Raw genomic sequence first — 18,065 nt, 5'->3', positions numbered from 1 at the left:
TCAGCGCCGAGCGCCCGCCAGGGCGAGATCGTGGTAGAGCGCGTCCATGGACAGATCGGCGGCCTGGACTGCCTGGGGAAACAGACTCGTCTCGGTCATACCCGGTGCCACGTTCGACTCCAGATACCACGGTGTGCCGTCGGCATCGACGATCAGATCGGTCCGGGACAGCTGCGCCAGCCCTAGTTGCTCGTGCGCGAGCACAGCCATCCGGTGGGCAGCATCGAGCTGCGCGGGTGCCAACCGCGCCGGGGCGAAGTACTCGGTGCGGCCGGCGTTGTAGCGGGCGTCGTAGTCGTAGGGGCCGTCGGTGACGATCTCCACTGCCGGAAGCGCCTGCGGGCCATCTCCGGTGTCGACCACCGAGACCGCCACCTCCGTTCCGTGCACGGCACGCTCGATCAGAGCCGTCTCGCCGTAGGAGAAGCAGTGCACCATCGCCTGCGGTAGCAGGGCGGGATCTGTCACGACCGTCACGCCCAGTGCAGAGCCCCCGGCCGCCGGCTTGACCACGAGCGGAAGAGGCAGACGGTCCAGGACGCGCTCGAGCACCGCCGTCGCCCCGACCTGGCGGAACAAGCTCTGGGGCAGCGTCACCGACGCCGGCGTGCGGGCGCCGGCCCGTTCCATCAAGGACTTCGCGACCGGCTTGAACCACGTGCTCCGCGCGCCGGCGGATCCGGAACCGACGAACGCCACATCCGCCAGTGAGAGGAGATCGCGGACGGAGCCATCCTCACCGGTGCTGCCGTGCAGCAGCGGCCAGACGACGTCCGGTCGCGCACTGTCCAGATAGTCGAGCAGTCCGGCGTCCAGGTCCCGGAGCGTCGCCGCGGCCCCAGCCGCGCGCAGGGACTCGGCCACTCGGCGCCCGGAACGGATCGAGACCTCACGTTCGTGGGAAAGCCCACCGGCAAGCACGAGAACCTCGAGCGGCTGGCTGGTGTGGTCGGTCACGGCAGATCTCCTCAGTTCTGGTCAGGAGCGGGAGCATGGACGCCACGACTCCCGGTCGTACCGGATGTCCCGAACATCTGCACCAGCTCCAGCTCGCTGGTGACCACCCCTGCAAGGCGACGCACACCCTCCCGGATACGCTCCGCCGTCGGATAGCAGTACGACAGGCGCATGAACTGCTTGCCCTGATCATCAGCGTAGAAGGCGGTGCCTGGAACGTAGGCGACGAGCTCGGTGACGGCGCGCGGCAGCATGTCCTGGGCGTCGAGGCCCTCGGGCAGGCGAACCCACGTGTAGAACCCTCCAGCCGGATTCGTCCAGCTGGCCATCGGGAGGTACTCGGCCAGGGCACCCACCATGGCGTCACGACGCTCGCGGTAGACCTCACGGAACTCCTTGACCTGTCCGCGCCAGTCACAGGTGGCCAGATAGGTCGAGATCGACATCTGACTCATCATCGATGGGCACAGAATGGCCGACTCCGCAGCCAGGACAAGCCGCTCGCGGACTGCGTGCGGTGCCACCGCCCAACCCACCCGGTACCCGGGAGCGAACGTCTTGGAGAAGGAGCCCAGGTAGATGACGCCGTCGGGATCGTAGGTGTGCAGGGCAGGAAGCGGATCGGAGTCGAAGCCGAGCAACCCGTACGGGTTGTCCTCCAGGATCAGCACTCCGTAACGCTGCGCGATCTCCACGATCTGCGGCCGGCGCTCAGCGCTGAGCGTGACGCCGCCAGGGTTGTGGAAGTTCGGCACCGTATAGAGCAGCTTGACGGTCCGGCCCTCGGCGGCGAGCTCACTGAGGGTGTGCTCAAGCGCCTCCGGCACCAGGCCGTTGGCATCCATCGGCACGTGGACGACGTCCGCCTGATAGGAGCGGAACACGCCGAGCGCACCCACATAGCTCGGCGCCTCAGCGACGATCACATCGCCCGGGTCGACAAAGATACGGGTGACCAGGTCCAGCGCCTGCTGCGAACCGGTCGTGACAATCACGTCATCGGCGTGGGCGCGGATGTGCTCCTCACGCATGACCTCCAGGATCTGTTCCCGGAAGGATTCCTCGCCCTGGCCGGAGCCATACTGCAAGGCGACGGCGCCACGTTCGGAGAGCAGCTTCGCCGTCACCTCGCTGATGGTCTCCAGCGGAAGACCCGCCAGGAACGGCATGCCACCGGCAAGCGAGACCACCTCAGGGCGATTCGCGACGGCGAAGAGTGCCCTGATCTCGGACGCCTTCATCCCGTAGGTGCGTTCGGCGTAGTGACTCAGCCACGGGTCCAGGCGCGTACCGGCAGCGGACGCGGGGAGGTCGGCGGCTGCGGCGGGCTCGGGGGAATGCTGGGGCGAGACGTTCATCGGACCTCCATTCCTCGGGTACCCGCCGCTCGGGCACATCTGACGAGTCTCCCACGATCTCCGGGCACGACGAGGGTGACGCGCGTCGCAGCGCGGACTCGCCAACTGTTCAGTGCGTGAGGCGGGCATGGGCTCGAGCGCTGCAGCCCTACCGTCAGCGTCGAGGATGACGAGATGAGTCGGTAGCCGGAGACGACTGTGCCCGGTGCCCCGTGAATCGGGGTACCGGGCACAGTCACCTGCGAGGCCCGCGTCATCTCAACCGAGGTACTCCTCGATCTCGGCGAGGAATGCCTTCTTCGGGCGTGAGCCCACGATGGACTTCACCAGCTCTCCGCCGGAGTAGACGTTGATCGTCGGGATGGACACGACGTTGTACGCGGCAGTGGTCTGCGGGTTGGTGTCCACATCGAGCTTGTAGACCGAGATCTTCTCGGCATTCTCCGTCGCGATCTCTTCCAGGATCGGTGCGAACTGCCGGCACGGGCCGCACCAGTCCGCCCAGAAGTCCACGAGGACCGGCTTGTCGGAGCCGAGCACGTCGGTGCTGAAGGCGGCGTCGGTGGTCGTCTGGATAGCTGCCATGGTCTCTCCTTGAATCTGGGGCGGGTCAGGTCAGCAACGCGGCGGCCGCGTCGGCGGCCTCTGGGGCCGCAGGTGCCGCGTCGAGGGCGGCCAGGTACCGCTCGGCGTCCAGAGCCGCCGCACAGCCGGTTCCGGCGGCGGTGATCGCCTGCCTGTAGTGGTGGTCCACGACGTCCCCGGCGGCGAAGACCCCTGGCAGGTTCGTCCGGGTGCTCGGGTGCTCGACGTCGATGTACCCCTCCTCGTTGAGCCCGACCTGCCCGGCGACGAGCTCGGTGCGAGGGAGGTGGCCGATCGCCACGAACACCGCCGAGGCACCCACCTCACGCGTCTCACCCGTCACCGTGTCACGCAGCGTCACGCCGGTGACCTTCTGGTCGCCGTGAATCGCGGCGACCTCGCTGTTCCACGCGAACGTGATCTTCTCATCGGCCAGGGCCCGGTCGGCCATGATCTTCGAGGCGCGCAGCTCGTCCCGGCGGTGAACGATCGTCACGGTCCGCCCGAACCGGGTGAGGAAGAGGGCTTCCTCCATCGCGGAGTCGCCGCCTCCGACCACGATGATGTCCTGGTCGCGGAAGAAGAAGCCATCACAGGTGGCGCACCAGCTCACGCCCCTGCCCGAGAACTGCTTCTCCTCGGGGATCCCCAACTCCTTGTAGGCCGACCCTGTCGCGAGGATCACGGTGCGTGCCTGCAGGACGTCGTCATCGTCGGTGACGATCGTCTTGACCGCACCCTCGAGCTGGACGGAAGCGACGTCCTCATAACGGATGTCAGCACCGAACCGCTCCGCCTGCTCGCGCATCTTCTCCATCAGGTCCGGCCCCATGACCGCGTCCGGGAAACCGGGGAAGTTCTCGACCTCAGTGGTGTTCATCAGTGCGCCACCGGCAGTGATCGCACCGGCGAAGACGATCGGAGTGAGGCCTGCGCGTGCTGCGTAGACGGCTGCGGTGTAGCCGGAGGGGCCGGAGCCGATGATGATGACGTCGTGGACGTCGCTGCGGTTCTCGTCGCTCATGAGGTTCCTTCTGGTGGGGGCACTGCCTGAGACAACCATGCCTGATCGGCGGATGTTCCCGCCTCATTCGGGCGGTCCGTCCCACCTGGATGAGCCAACGATTCACCCCGTGTTCGGCGTCAGTTCACCGTGATCTCGGCCAGCTCGATCCGGTTGCGCCCGTCCGACTCGGCCACCGGCAACTCCGGGAACCACAGCACCACCGTGTCCAGGTCGGTCGGTTCGGAAAGGGTGTAGGTCATCTCGGGCCCCATCTCACCCTCGGCGAGCACGTCGCCGCCGCCGGGATCGTCCGGCGAGGTGTCGCGGACCTGCAGTACACCACCGGCGCCCTGGACGTCCACGGTCACCGATGTCACCGTGGCCGTAGCGTCGAGTACGACGGCGAAGCCCAGGCCTTCCTTCATGCCATAGCTGGGGTTGTCGTAGCGCAGCGACTGCCATGTGCTCTCGGGGTCCCCGTCGACGGCGTAGCGCGCCAGGTCCTCGTTGTCGCCCACACCTGTGGACGGGTCGAGCGAGTGCACCTCGGCGATCTCGATGGGCGCCGCCGATGCGGAGGGGGTCGGTTCCGGGCTCGGCTCCTCACTGGGTTCTGCGGTGGGCTCCTCCGATGGCGCGGCGGTGGTGGGTGTGATCGGCTCCCGTGTGTGGTCGTCGGGGTTGAACGAGGTCGACGCCTCGCGCAACGAACCGAGGGCGAGGATCGTGGCGACCACGACCACGGCGACCATCACGAATATGACGATCGGGGTGGGGTTGAACCGCTCGCGGACGCCGTCTTCGTCCTCCGTCTCCCGCATGAACCGACCGCGTACAGCGCTGCCTGCGGCGCGCAACCATCCTCCCAGAACACCCTGGACCGTGGGGGTCGTGACGGTCGGGTGAGGTTGCGCGGCCTGCTGCCCGGGGGTGTCCCAACCGAGCACAGGAGGCACCGGACGGCGTCGCTCATGTCCGGGCTCCCCGGCGCCAGCGCCGGCCTCGAGCCGGGACGTGGGTGCCTCACCGTCGGCCGGTGCCGACGGCGACGTTCCATCCACGTGCTCTGATCCCGCCGCGACCTCCTGTGCCGGCGAATGTGGAGCCTGCGCCCGCGTTGGCCGCGGCTGACCAGGCATGGCGTCGCCGGCGTGCCTGGCGTGGTAGCCGGGCGGGACGTCGGGAGCCGCGCCGTCGAGAACCTCGGAGAAGGCGACCGGCTGCGGATCTTCCGGAAGGGGGTGCGGTGCCCACGTACTCGGATCGCGGTGTGCCCGATCGAGGCTCGTGTGCGCTGTGCCCGCAGTGCCCGCTGTGTCCCCCGTCCCCGCGGTACTCTCGGCACCGCCCGTGCCGGCGGCGTCGCCCACCTGCTCGGAACTGTCTGCACCGTTCGCCAGGGGATCAGGAGGCGCTGTCACGGTCGCTGAGGCGACGGTGGCCGAATCGGTCGCAGCTACCGCTTGGAGGTCATCGTCACTGTCCGCGGCCTCACCCTGTGCCCGGTCGCCTGTCGCTGGAACTGCCGCCTCGGACCCTCCGCCGTCGGTGATCGCAGCGACGGGCTCTGGTGCGTCCCAGGGTTCCAGCTCGCGCACGAGCTCACCGGCCGTGTACGGGCCGTCCTCGTGGGGGCCGAATGTGACCGCGCACAGGGTGTCGAGATCGTGCGGAACCTCGTCCGCCAGCTCGCCAGGGGGAACCGGGGCACCGTCGATGCGCGGGGCCGTGGGCAGGCCCCCGGAACGCTCCGGGGGGCCCGGCCAATGGCCAGTCAGGGCCGTGTACAGCAGTGCCACGAGGTCCACCGCATCAGTGCGTGCCGATCGTTGTGGATCCACCGGGGTCATGCCGGCCTGAGCCGCATCGATGGCGAGCCCGCCCAGCTGCACGGAACCGTCTGCACCCACCTCGAGCGCTGAGGGGCGCAGGTAGAGGTGGTGGACGCCGCGCTTACGGGAAAGTTCGATCGCCGTCGCCGCTTCGCCCACCACGGTGCGGGCCTGTGCTGCCGGAAGCCGGCCGCCCGCGACGAGGCCGGCCAGTGACGTACCGGCGGACGGTTCCGAGACCACGAACGCGACGCCGTCATGGGTGCCCACGCGCACGATCCGGCGCAGGCGGGGGTCGGAGATCAGGGCCGCCCGGCGTGCAGCGTCCAGCGCCTCGTCCCGGTGCTGGCCCTGCAGCGTGGTGATGGACACCGGGCGTTGCAGGATCTCGTCCTGGCCGGACCACGCGGATGCACCAGGGAGGTCCGTGGAGGAGGCGGCCTCAAGCACGTACCGGTCCGCAAGTGTGATCCCCGGCTCGAGGGACGTGGTCGTGCCCTGGGCCACTGACGTCCCTCCCATCCCCGTGTTCGCACCAACGATCGTGAACCATATGGTACGCAACGGACCTGGCACCGTGAGCCTCGACGCCAACGGCTCCAGCCGGCGGGTCAACGGCGCCAGCATGGCCGCTATTCGGGCGGTCAACTGATCGAGCTCGTCCACCCGGAGACGCTTGAGCAGCACCAGGTACAGCAGGCCCATTCCTCCGCCGAGGACGAGGACCCGCAGGACTGCTCCGACGAAGGAGGTCTGCACTCCCCACAGGTGCAGCACCCCCCACCCGAGGAGCGCCGTGGGCACTGCGGCCAGCACCACCCGCAGGTGCGTACGCAGCACCCGTGCGCCGTCGAGGTTGGGCAGTTTGCGGCGTAGCGCCAGGTAGGCCACGAGCGCACCGAACATGTTCGACAGGGCGGTGGCCGCACCTGCGCCCACGACCCACCACTGCACATCCAGCACCAGGAAGCTCACCAGGCTGCCCACGATCTGCAGCCCGGCCATCGGGACCTGGATCACGAACAGCGACTTCGCGTCCTCGTAGGCGAAGTACACCCGCTGGGCCATCGTCCAGATCGCGATGGCCGGCAGCCCGATGAGCATCGCGACCAGCACGTGCGCGACCGCACGGTAGGAGGCGAAGGTGGCTTGGTCGAAGGTGACCACCTGCGTCAGTGGGATCGCCAGCACCATGAACGCCGCTGCCGCGAAGATCGTGAACACGGCGAGCGTGCGCAGTCCGCGGGAGAGGTCGTCACGGACAGCGAAGGCGCGCCCGCCAGCGGCGTGCTCGCTCAGGCGCGTGAACATCGCCGTCACCAGCGAGACGGTGATCAGCGACTGCGGCAACATGAAGATCAGGAACGCGTTGTCGTAGGCGGCGTTGCCGGCCACGCTCGCCGGGTCCGGCAGCCCCTCCCCGCGGGTCCCGGCGGCGGCGGCGAGATTCGAGATCGCCAGATACCCGACCTGCCCGACGGCGAGCGCGGCGAATGCCCACAGCGCCACGCGTCCGGCCGAACGGAGTCCGGTGTTGCGCAGCCCCCAGCGCGGCCGGTAGCGGAACCCGCTGCGATGCAGCGGGACGATCAGCACGAGCGCCTGCGCGGCGACACCGATCGTCCACGGGCCCGCGAGGAGCAGGATGCGCTGGGCGTCCCACGCCCCTGCTGCAGGCGGATCACTGAGATAGGTGCCATAGACCACGAGGTAGGCCACCAGGCCCGCGATCGAGATCAGGTTGTTCAGCACCGGTGCCCACATGTAGGGCCCGAAGTTGCTGCGGGCGTTGAGCAGCTGACCCAGGAGCGTGTACAGCCCGTAGAAGAACAGTTGCGGGATACACCACATGGCGAAGGCGACGGCGAGCGGCATCCAGGCCGAATCGCGCAGATCCGCGGCGTAGAGCGTCACCAGGGCGCCCGCGGCGGCGGTCAGCACCAGGGTGATCAGCCCCATCACGGTGGCGGCGAGCGTCAGCAGCCGGTTCACGTACTCGGTGCCGCCATCGGCGTTGCGCATCGCGCGCACGATCTGTGGCACCAGCACCGCGTTGAGGATCCCGCCCGCGAGCAGCATGAAGATGATGTTCGGCAGCTTGTTCGCCACCGAGAATGCGTTCGCTGCGCCGCTGCCCGTCACTCCGATGGCGGCCACCATGAGCGCATTGCGCAGGACGCCGAGGATCCGGGAGACCAACGTCCCGGAGAACATGACGGCGGCAGAACCTGCCAGACCCGAACGTCCCGCCATCAGCGGTCCTCCCCGGAGGGGTGCGGATCCGGGTCGTCCGCACGCCCCGCCGCTGGTTCGGCCGTACTGGTGGTGGCCGTCCCGGCGTCACGATCGCCGGCAGTAACAGTGTCCGCATCCGCATCCGCATCCGCATCCGTAGGCGCCCCGCGCCCCCGTGGCGCGGGCTCGAACCGCCGCTGCCCCTTGCGGATCGTGCGGACGATGCCGAACGCCAGGGCGAGTGCGAGGACCCCGGCGATGATCGCCGTCCCGGTGTTCTCCCAGTCTGCTCGGACCCGCACCCGGAACGGGTCGGCCTCGGTGAGCACCTCCCCGTCGATACTGGAGAGGATCACGACCGAGACGTCCACATTCCCGTTCGCGACGGCGGTCACGGGCAGTCGTGCGGTGGTGGCGCCGCCCGGAGGGATGTGAGCCAGGACGGTCTCCTCGGCACGGAGGCGCGGATCCTCGGGAACCAGCCGCACCGCGACCGTGGCCGCCACGGCCAAGTCGCTCTCGATGGTGATCGGGAGCTCACCCGAGGCGGCGATGAGCAGCACCTCGCTGCCCGGTTCGACGCGGATCTGCGCGCTCAGCGCTGCCGCTGCCTCGAGTGCCGTGGAAACCACCGTGCTCCGGGTGGACGGATCGCGGGTGAACGCGGCGGACAGGCCGGTCAGGATCTGCGGAGCGAGGTCATCGCGGAAGGCCGCCGGCTCCTCGGTCACCTGGGAGAAGGCATCGACATGGGATCGGGCCGAGTTCAGATCGGTGATGGTGTCGGTGCGCAGGTGGGAGCCGCCCGCCGGTCGCTCGGGCAACGGGTCGCGCGCCTCACCGGTATCGGTGCGTCCGAGCAGGCTGCGAAGGTTCGCCGGCTCCACCCACGGGGCCTGATCGAATGCCTCGAGTGTCTCGGTCAGGGCATCCAGCTGGGCGGCCTCGCTGCCAAGATCCCGCTCCAGCGCGACGAGCAGACCGCGGGCGTCGGCCGGCCGTTCCCGTGCGATCACCGCCGTCTGCGCCAGCATCACCTGCCGGATCTGCAGGGAGCTTGCCTGTGAGCTCAGTACCGCCGAGAGGCCCTCGTCCCACAGCAGACCCTCGACCGAACCTGCCGTCGTCTCGATCCGGGTGCGGCCGGAGGGGGTGTAACCGATGGTCTCGCTGGTGGGCACAGATGCAGCGGGCAGCACCGCCGCGCGGGTGTCGACGGCGGCCAGAGCCGCGAGCGAGGACTGGTCTGCGCTCGCCGGCCAGGTCACATCATCCAACGCGATGACACCGTGCTCGGCGAACAGGGACTGCGCACGGTCGTCTCCCGCGCGCAGCAGATCGAGCCCGTTCGAGGAGTCGAGCACCGACTGATCGGCATCCGCGTAGCCCAGCGCGATCACGTCCCGTTCCGCCGCACCGGTCACCAGCTGGTCGAGGACGGCCGTTGGATCGGAGTCGCCGAGCGGGACTGGGCCCTCTGTGCTGGTGTCGGTGCTGCTGTCCGTGCTGTCCGTGCTGTCCGTGCCGCCTGTGCTGTTCGTGCCGTCGGCAGTGGTGCCAGCAGCTGTCGCGCCGTCAGCGTTCGGGTCATCGTCGGTGCCGGCCGGGCTTTCGGGGCCGGCGGCCTCATCGGCGGAACCCGTCTGTGAGTCTTCGCCTGGTGGATCGGCCGACTCAGGCGACTCAGGCGACTCAGGCGACTCTGCCGAGTCGGTCGGATCGGCGGCCGGGTCGCTCGTGCCGTCCGCCGTGGGAGTCGCGTCCTCGCCCGCGTCCGTGACGGGGACGTCCGAGGGCACCGACTCCAGCAGGGTGGAATCCAGAGCCCAGGCCACGTCGTCGGGCATCTGCGACAGCACCGTCGCCAGGCGAGGAGCAGATTCCTCGAGCACCGGCACACCCGCCTCCACGGCTGCACGCCACTCCTGCGTCGTCGGCGTCAGCGGTGCGATCACCGAGAGCTCAGTCGGGGCACCGACCTGTGGTTCGTCCGGGTACCACAGCAGCGCCGAACGCTCGCCGGCCACCGCCTGCCCGTCGGAGACGGCACGCACCTCGATCCCACGCGGCCCCCACGTCGACCCCGAGCCGAACGGGCTGTGATCGGCGGGCATCTCGATGCTGAAGGGCACGCTCGCACCGGAAGGGACGTCGTCGGCGAGGTACTCGACGGCGAAGACCTCGGCGTTGAAGGAGCTTGCGCTGGTCAGCCACGCATCGAGAGCCGACCGAGTGGCGGGCACGTGCAGCTGGAGCACGAGCTGGATGCGTGGAGCGGTCAGGTCCTCGTCGGTGCCGTTGCTGAGAGTGCCGGTGATCTCGATGTCATCACCGGGGCGTGTCACGGCCGGAGAGATGTCGGTCAGCTCGAGGGTGACCTCCCCCGGGACCGGCTCGGCTGCTGCGGGTACCGGTGGGAACAGCAGACCCGCTCCGGCGACTACCGCCAGCAGCAACGCCAGCGTGCACACACTCGCGAGGGTGCCGACGCGCATTCTGCCCATGCGCCCGCTGCACTCGTTCATCGGCCTCTCGGTACGGACCCGAGTCACCAGCGGCCCGTCACGCGCGACCCTCGAGGATGGCGCGTGCCGTGGCAACCACGCGCCGCTCGTTCGGGTACGCCAAGCGGGAGGCGACCTCGGCCAGACCCACCCACGCGACGTCCTCGGCCTCGTGATCCGGGTCGTTCTCGATGGTCAGCTCGCCGCCCAGAGCCTCCAGAAGATAGTGATGGACCACCTTGTGCACCCGGCGGTCATTTCCGGCGAACCAGTAGTCGATCGTGGCGAGGTGACGCAGCACCTGGCCCTCGATCCCGGTCTCCTCCGCGATCTCCCGGACGGCGGCTTCCTCGGCGGTCTCCCGGCCCTCCAGATGTCCCTTCGGCAGACACCACTCGAGCCGGCCGGCGCGGTTGCGGCGGGCGATGATGGCTGTGTAGGCCCGTCCTGCCTGCACTGACACCACCAGACCACCGGCCGACGTCTCGTCGACCACGGGCAGCCCGGAGGCGTGCGGGCGCCGCCAGCGCACCGGCTGCGGGGGCCTGGGCACCCGCGGCCCTGGGGTTGGGATCGCGGCGGACATAACAACACTGTAATCAAGCCCACGCGTGCACGCGTCATGCCAGGCCGTGCTGACCAGTCTTGCTCACCGCCTCTGACGCGCATGGAATCCACCGGATCGCGCCGAATCCCCTTCCCACCACCGAATCCCGCACCAGCCGTCCCCAACGTGGTTCGGAGGCGGGACGGGGATTCGGTAGGCGTGGCGCGCAAGCTCCGTGCACGTGGAGGCGTGGTTCGGCGGCGGGATGGGGATTCGAGGGAGACTGACGGTAGGAAACATGGCAGGCTGGACGGCTGTGCCGACCACTGACCGTCCCGTCGAACCCGTTGAGCTGCTGCGCACCGCGCTGGGCGTGATCGCCGAGTACGCACCGCAGGCGATCGAGCTCGGTCGCGTCTTCGCCGATGCTGGGCACGAGCTTGCGCTCGTCGGTGGCCCCGTCCGCGACGCCTTCCTCGGCAAGGCGAGCGTCGATCTGGACTTCGCCACCAGCGCCCACCCGGATGAGACCGAACGGATCCTGGCCCGGTGGGGCGATGCGCACTGGGACATGGGCAAAGAGTTCGGGACGATCGGCGCCCGGCGAGGTGACGTCGTCGTGGAGGTGACGACGTACCGTACCGAGGCCTACGACTCCACCTCCCGCAAGCCGGAAGTCGTCTACGGCGACACCCTGGACGGCGACCTCTCGCGCCGTGACTTCACCGTCAACGCGATGGCGCTGCGTCTGCCGGACCTGGTGTTCGTGGACCCATTCGGCGGGCTGTCGGACCTGGCCGACCGGATCCTGCGCACTCCCGCCGCGCCGGAGCAGTCCTTCGACGACGACCCGCTGCGGATGATGCGCGCAGTGCGCTTCGCCGCCCAACTGGGTGTGGACGTCCACCCCGGCGTACTGGCAGCGATGACGGCGATGGCGGCCCGCCTTGAGATCGTCTCGGCCGAGCGGGTTCAGGCCGAGCTCGTCAAGCTCCTCCTCGCCCCGGCCCCGAGGCGTGGCCTGGAATTGATGGTCTACACCGGTGTGGCTGACCACGTGCTCCCCGAGTTGCCTGCACTGCAGCTGACCATCGATGAGCACCACCGGCACAAGGACGTCTACGAGCACACGCTGACCGTGCTGGACCAGGCGATCGATCTGGAGACCGGGCCTGAGGGTGCGGTCCCGGGCCCGGATCTGGTGTTGAGGCTGGCGGCGCTCATGCACGACGTCGGCAAGCCGGCGACCCGCCGCCTGGAACCTCGTGGAGGCGTGAGCTTTCATCACCACGAGATCGTCGGTGCGAAAATGACGACCAAGCGGATGAAGGCGCTGCGCTTCGACAAGGCCACGACGCAGGCCGTCTCGAAGCTGGTGGCGTTGCATCTGCGCTTCCACGGCTATGGGGACGCCGCCTGGACCGACTCTGCGGTGCGGCGCTATGTCACCGATGCCGGCGACCAGCTGGAGCGGCTGCACCGGCTCACCCGAGCCGACTGCACCACCCGGAACAAGCGCAAGGCGGCACGGCTCGCGCACGCCTACGACGACCTGGAGAACCGGATCGCGGAACTCGCCGAAGAGGAGGAGCTGCAGAGCATCCGGCCCGATCTGGACGGGAACGCGATCATGGAGATCCTCGGGATCGGCCCCGGGCGCGAGGTGGGCGCTGCGTACCAACACCTGCTGGCGCTGCGGATGGAGCGCGGGCCGCTCGGCGAGGACGAGGCGCGGGCAGAGCTGCTCGCGTGGTGGGAGAGTCGGCAGCACTGACTCCATCGCGTCGCCGCTCACACCCCACCCACACGGCACTCACCCACTCCGCCGAACGCTGACTTGCTCGGCGTTTCAGCCGCGAATGCCGAACAAGTCAGCGCTCGCCGTACGCGACGTCTCATAGAGCGAGACATTCGTGCTGAGTGAGGCTACCCTTGGTTAGGTAAGTGGAACCTTACTTTCATGGAGAGTCCGATGAGCGCGAGCGCGAACCCCTGGCTGCGTGCCGAGCAGGTGTCGATCACCTATGGCGCCGGCGACGTCGTCAGCGACGCCCAGCTCACGCTCACCTCCGGTCAGGTCACCGCCCTGGTCGGCCCCAACGGCTCCGGGAAGTCGACCTTCCTGCGCGGCATCGCCCGCCTGCAGCACATGCGCACCGGGGCGGTCACGCTGCGCGACGGTCGCGATGCACGCGCCCTCTCTGCCCGGGAGTTCGCCCGGGAGATCGCGATGCTCGCCCAGAGCCGGCCCACACCCGTGGGCATCACCGTGCGCGACGCCGTCGAGTTCGGGCGCCACCCCCACCGGTCGCGGTGGCGCGGCAGCGACCCGGACGGCGCTGCGCGGATCGAGCACGCCCTCGAGCTCACCCGCCTGACCGACCGCTCGGACGACATGATCGACGAACTCTCCGGCGGTCAGCTGCAGCGTGTGTGGATCGCCAGCGCCCTCGCCCAGCACACCGATGTCCTGTTGCTCGACGAACCCACCAACCACCTCGATCTGCGCTACCAGGTGGAGGTGCTCGAACTCATCCGCGAGCTCGCCGACGACCACGGCATCGCCGTCGGCGCCGTGCTCCATGACCTCAATCAGGCCGCCGCACTTGCCGACCGGGTCGTGGTCCTCAGCCAGGGCAGCGTCGTCGCGGATGGACCGCCCGGCGAAGCACTCGACGGCGACCTCCTGACCGAGGTCTTCGAGATCGACATCGTGGTCGAGCATGCCACCTCCGGCGTGCCCCACGTGCACGTGCCGCGGCAGTTGCTGCGGCGCCCGGCCGGGTTGGCCGGGGCAGCACGCCCCGCCTGACCCGAGACCCTCCACCCTGAGGAAGGACCCATGAGACGAACCCCTGCCCTGATCGCGACCGCCCTCCTGGCCGCGACCGCCCTCGCCGCGTGCGGCACCACCGACCCGGCGGCTGACGCCGACGGGACCACCGGAGGCGAGACCGACGCTGCGGCCGACCCCACAGCCGGCCCCATCACCGTCACCGACGCCAATGGTGAGGAGGTCACCCTCGAGGCGCCCGCCGAGGATGTGGTGGCACTGGAGTGGAACCAGGCGGAGATGGTCACGACGCTCGGAGTTGACCTCGTCGGCCTGTCCGACGTCGAGGGCTACACGAGCTGGGTCGGCAACGCCGAGCCACTGCGCACCGAACCCCGCGACGTCGGCACCCGGCGTGAGCCGAGCATCGAGGCGATCGCCGAGCTCGAACCGGACTTGATCATCGGCAGTCCCACCTCGATCCCAGAGGACGCGATGGAGCAGATCAGCCGCATCGCACCCGTCGTGCTGCTGCAGAGCGCCGACGGCGCCGACCCACTCGGCACCATGCGGTCCTCGCTGGAGACAGTCGCCGCCCTGCTGGGCAAGGACGCCGAGGCCGAGCAGGCGCTCGCCGACTTCGACGCCACCATCGCTGAGAACACCGCGGCGATCGAGGCGGCGGGCCTGGCCGGCACCCCCGTCGTGCTCACCTCCCCCTACGCCGAGGGCTCCACCCTCAGCATTCGCATGCACGGTCCCCGCTCGAGCGTGCAGGCCGTCGCCCTCGAGATGGGCCTGGCCAGCGCCTGGGAGGATCCGGGTGACGACGGCTACGGCCTGTCCTATCTCGACCTCGAGGGCCTGACCCAGCTCCCCGATGACACCCAGTTCCTGTACTGGGGCAACGACGGCGAAGACGACCCGGTGGAGACCTCGATGGCCGGCAACCCCCTGTGGGAGAACCTGCCGTTCGTTCAGGAGGGGCAGGTGCACGAGGCAGCCGTCGGCATCTGGGCCTATGGGGGCCCATCCTCAATGGCGGCCTGGTCGGACGACCTCGTCCAGGTGCTCGGAGCCTGACATGAACGACGGCGTCACCCAGCAGCTCGTGCGGCCTCCGGTATCGGCGCAGGTCACAACACAGGCTGCCGAGCCGATCACGCCCGATGCGCCCGGATCCGCCGCGAGCTCGACCACCACGGCCCGCTCGCGGTGGGCGGTGACCATGACAGTGCTCGTCGTGCTGGTAGTGCTCTTCTGGCTGGCTGGCGCCGTCGTTCTCCATCTCACCCAAGGAACCGCCGACCTCGACCTCGCTGGACTCTGGCAGGTGCTCATCGGTCAGGCCGCCGGCACCGACGGGGCGGTTCTCGCCCAGTCTCGCCTGCCCCGGCTCCTGGCCGCGCTCGTGGTCGGCTCGGCGCTCGGTGCCGCGGGAGCGGCGATGCAGGGGGTTGCCCGCAACCCGCTCGCCTCTCCGGACACCACTGCCGTCAACGCCGGCGCCTACCTCGCCCTGACCGTTCTGGCGGTCACCGGCCTCCCGCTCGGTCTGTTCGGGAACGTCACCGTCGCCTTCTTGGGAGGACTCGGAGCTGCGGCTGTGGTCATCGCGGTTTCGGCAGGGGCCCAGATCTCGGCGATCCGGCTGGTGCTGGCAGGATCTGCTCTCACGCTCGGACTGTCCGCGATCACCTCGGTGCTGCTGGTGCTCTTCCCGTGGCAGACCCAGGGGCTGTTCGCCTGGGGTGCGGGCACGCTGGCGCAGAATGGTGCCGGTGCGGTGACCGCCCTGGCCCCCGTGGTCGTCGTCGGGATTCTCGCGCTCATGGTGCTGGGGCGCCGCCTCGATCTGCTCCAGCTCGGCGACGACGCCGCGCGCTCCCTCGGGGTGGCCGTGGGCCGCACCCGCATCACCCTCGTCGCCTTCGCGGTCCTCCTGGCCACGACGGCGGTCACGGTGGCTGGTCCGATCGGTTTCGTCGGTCTGTGCGCGCCCGCGATGATGCGCATGCTCGCCCGCGCCGTACCGCCGCTACGTCAGCACCGCGTGCTCATCCCCGTCAGTGCTGTGGCCGGCATTGCGCTCGTCCTGACGGCGGACGTCGCCGTGCGTGCGGCGTTCGGCGCTGTCTCCGGGGTCACCTTGCCCACCGGGGTGGTCACCACGATGCTCGGTGCCGCGTTCATGGTGGTATTGGCCCAGCGGATGCGCACCGGCCTGGCCGGTGAGGCGCTGGCCACGCTGCGCAGCGGCACGGCGCTGGGCCGGCGCGCACCACACCTGGTGATCGTGGCGGCGTTCGGACTGGTGATGGCCGCCCTGATCGCCGGCGTACTGCTGGGTGACTCCACCGTGCTCCTCGGTGACGTGGCGAACTGGCTGCGGGGTGCGGCCTCGGTGCGTATCGAGGTGATCCTGGAGACCCGCATTCCTCGCGTGCTTGCGGCGCTCGCGGCCGGCGCCGGGCTTGCTCTGGCCGGGGCGCTGGTGCAGGCGATCACCCGCAACCCCCTCGCCGATCCTGGCATCCTGGGTATCTCCGCCTCCGCCGGGCTGGGAGCCGTGATCACCATCGTGGTCGGCTCCACCGTGAGCTTCGCCTCCACCCTGGGCGGCGCGCTCGTCGGGGCGCTGATCGCCACGGTCGCGCTGTTCGTGCTCGGTGCGCGCGGTGGTGCTGATCAGGGGCGGCTGGTGCTGGTCGGTGTCGGGATTGGGGCGGCGGCGAGTGCCATGACCACACTGCTGCTGGTGCGCACCGACCCGTGGAACCAGAACGCGGCGATCACGTGGCTCGGCGGTTCGACCTACGGGGCGAACTTCTCCTCCCTGGTGCCGTTGCTGGTCGTACTGGGTGTGTGCGTGGTCGCGCTCATCGGCTGGCACCGCGATCTGGATCTGGTGCAGCTGGACGAGACCACGCCCCGTTCGCTCGGGGTCCGGGTGCCGCAGCTGCGCCGGGGGGTGCTCGTTCTCGCCGTCCTGCTCACCGCTGCCGCAACGGCCAGTGTCGGGGTGATCTCCTTCGTCGGGCTCGTGGCGCCGCACGCCGCCCGGATGCTGATCGGGAAGCGGCATGCGCTCCTGCTGCCGCTCGCGGTGCTGCTCGGCGGCCTGCTCGTGACTGTCGCTGACATCGTCGGCCGTGTGGTCCTCGCACCGGACCAGTTGCCCGCCGGGCTCGTCACAGCCACCATCGGCACCCCGTACTTCGTGTGGCTGCTGTGGAAGATGCGCGCGCGTCGTTGAGTGCGCGCTATCCGGTCAGTGTGGCGGCACTGGCGGCTCGGGCGGAGAAGCGGCTGCGATAGAGCCCGGGCGAGATTCCGACCTCCCTGGTGAAGGCCGCGCGGAACGTCACCGGCGATCCGAAGCCCACGTCGTAGGAGATGTGGTCGACGGTCAGGTCGGTCGCCTCGAGCAACTCCTTGGCCACAGCGATCCGTTCCGCGGCCACCCACCGCATCGGTGTGGTGCCGACGTCCCGCTGGAATCGCCGGGCGAGAGTGCGGGCGGAGAGGTTCGCGGCCTGTCCCAGCTCGGTCAGGGTCACGGGATGGACGAGGTTCGTGCGGAGCCAGTCCCGGAGGTGATCGAGCCAGGCGGCCCGGTCCTCCAGTGGCTCGGCCGTGACGTACTGGGCTTGATCGCCGTCGCGGTGGGATGCGATCACCAGATTGCGCGCGATGGTGTTCGCTGCACGCTCCCCGTGGTCGCGCCGGATCAGGTGCAGGCACATGTCGAGGCCGGCGGCTGAGCCGGCACTGGTGAAGATGCCGCCGTCCTCCACGTAGAGCGCGCGTGCGTCGACCTCGATCTGGGGGTACATCCGCTGCAGGAGCGGCGCGTGCCGCCAGTGGGTGGTGGCGCGGCGGCCATCGAGCAGGCCGGCTGCGGCGAGAGTGAACGTGCCGGTGCACAGCGCCACGATCCGGGTGCCCCTGTCTGCCGCCCGTCGTAGTTCGTGAACCAGCTGCTGGTCGATCGGCCGGCCGGGCCTTCCCCCGGGCACCACGACCATATCTCCGTCGGAGAGCGCGCTCAGCGGACGCGCAGGGCTCAGCAGGGCGCCGGTATGGGTGGGCACGCCCTCCGGATCGCCGCAGAGAGTCACGTCATACAACGGCCCGCGCTCGGGGTCCCAGTCGTAGCCCAGCGCCTCCAGCGGCATGCCGATCTCGAACAACGTCAGTCCTTCGGTGAGCGGCACCGTAACCGATGGTCGCGACATGGTGGCAAGATACTATCGAATCCTGTCGAT

Annotated in this window: 12 protein-coding genes; 4 read left to right on the top strand and 8 right to left on the bottom strand. The window is 69.4% G+C overall.

Features of this window, described 5'->3' with window-relative positions:
• From FV560_RS02130 to FV560_RS02100, 7 genes are all read right to left on the bottom strand, one after another.
• Complete coding sequence (locus FV560_RS02130) at positions 1-957, bottom strand: D-alanine--D-alanine ligase family protein (RefSeq protein ID WP_159618779.1); 957 nt, start codon at positions 955-957, stop codon at positions 1-3.
• Positions 958-968: 11 nt separating this feature from the next.
• Positions 969-2,315, bottom strand: a complete 1,347-nt coding sequence (locus tag FV560_RS02125) for an aminotransferase-like domain-containing protein (RefSeq protein WP_159618777.1) — start codon at positions 2,313-2,315, stop codon at positions 969-971.
• A 258-nt stretch (positions 2,316-2,573) separates the two neighbouring features.
• Positions 2,574-2,900 (bottom strand): thioredoxin, encoded by a 327-nt coding sequence (gene trxA / locus FV560_RS02120; RefSeq protein ID WP_159618775.1) that lies wholly within the window; start codon positions 2,898-2,900, stop codon positions 2,574-2,576.
• Positions 2,901-2,925: 25 nt separating this feature from the next.
• The gene (gene trxB, locus FV560_RS02115) at positions 2,926-3,924 is read right to left on the bottom strand and encodes a thioredoxin-disulfide reductase (RefSeq protein ID WP_159618773.1); all 999 of its coding nucleotides are present in this window, start codon (positions 3,922-3,924) and stop codon (positions 2,926-2,928) included.
• Between the two features lie 119 nt (positions 3,925-4,043).
• Positions 4,044-7,991, bottom strand: coding sequence for a murein biosynthesis integral membrane protein MurJ (murJ, locus tag FV560_RS20020; protein WP_200837491.1), 3,948 nt, complete (start codon positions 7,989-7,991; stop codon positions 4,044-4,046).
• Positions 7,991-10,498, bottom strand: a complete 2,508-nt coding sequence (locus tag FV560_RS02105; RefSeq protein ID WP_235019863.1) for a DUF6049 family protein — start codon at positions 10,496-10,498, stop codon at positions 7,991-7,993. The genes murJ and FV560_RS02105 overlap by 1 nt, the downstream gene beginning before the upstream one ends.
• Before the next feature lie 37 nt (positions 10,499-10,535).
• Complete coding sequence (locus tag FV560_RS02100) at positions 10,536-11,063, bottom strand: NUDIX hydrolase (protein WP_159618769.1); 528 nt, start codon at positions 11,061-11,063, stop codon at positions 10,536-10,538.
• A 259-nt stretch (positions 11,064-11,322) separates the two neighbouring features.
• Between FV560_RS02100 and FV560_RS02095 the strand changes: the two genes are divergently transcribed.
• The 4 genes from FV560_RS02095 (at position 11,323) to FV560_RS02080 (ending at position 17,053) form a co-directional block, all read left to right on the top strand.
• Positions 11,323-12,798, top strand: coding sequence for a CCA tRNA nucleotidyltransferase (locus FV560_RS02095; RefSeq protein WP_159618767.1), 1,476 nt, complete (start codon positions 11,323-11,325; stop codon positions 12,796-12,798).
• A 198-nt stretch (positions 12,799-12,996) separates the two neighbouring features.
• On the top strand, positions 12,997-13,836 hold the full coding sequence (locus tag FV560_RS02090) for an ABC transporter ATP-binding protein (RefSeq protein ID WP_200837490.1): 840 nt from the start codon (positions 12,997-12,999) through the stop codon (positions 13,834-13,836).
• 30 nt (positions 13,837-13,866) lie between these two features.
• The gene (locus FV560_RS02085) at positions 13,867-14,880 is read left to right on the top strand and encodes an ABC transporter substrate-binding protein (RefSeq protein WP_159618763.1); all 1,014 of its coding nucleotides are present in this window, start codon (positions 13,867-13,869) and stop codon (positions 14,878-14,880) included.
• 1 nt (position 14,881) lies between these two features.
• Positions 14,882-17,053, top strand: coding sequence for an iron ABC transporter permease (locus FV560_RS02080; RefSeq protein ID WP_159618761.1), 2,172 nt, complete (start codon positions 14,882-14,884; stop codon positions 17,051-17,053).
• A gap of 7 nt (positions 17,054-17,060) precedes the next feature.
• Here FV560_RS02080 and FV560_RS02075 read toward each other — a convergent pair whose 3' ends face one another.
• Positions 17,061-18,035, bottom strand: a complete 975-nt coding sequence (locus tag FV560_RS02075; RefSeq protein ID WP_159618759.1) for a GlxA family transcriptional regulator — start codon at positions 18,033-18,035, stop codon at positions 17,061-17,063.
• Between the last annotated feature and the right edge of the window lie 30 nt (positions 18,036-18,065).

This window comes from Ruania rhizosphaerae (assembly GCF_009805705.1).
Classification (GTDB): Bacteria; Actinomycetota; Actinomycetes; order Actinomycetales; family Beutenbergiaceae; genus Ruania; species Ruania rhizosphaerae.
This window is presented reverse-complemented; position numbering and strand designations above follow the sequence as displayed.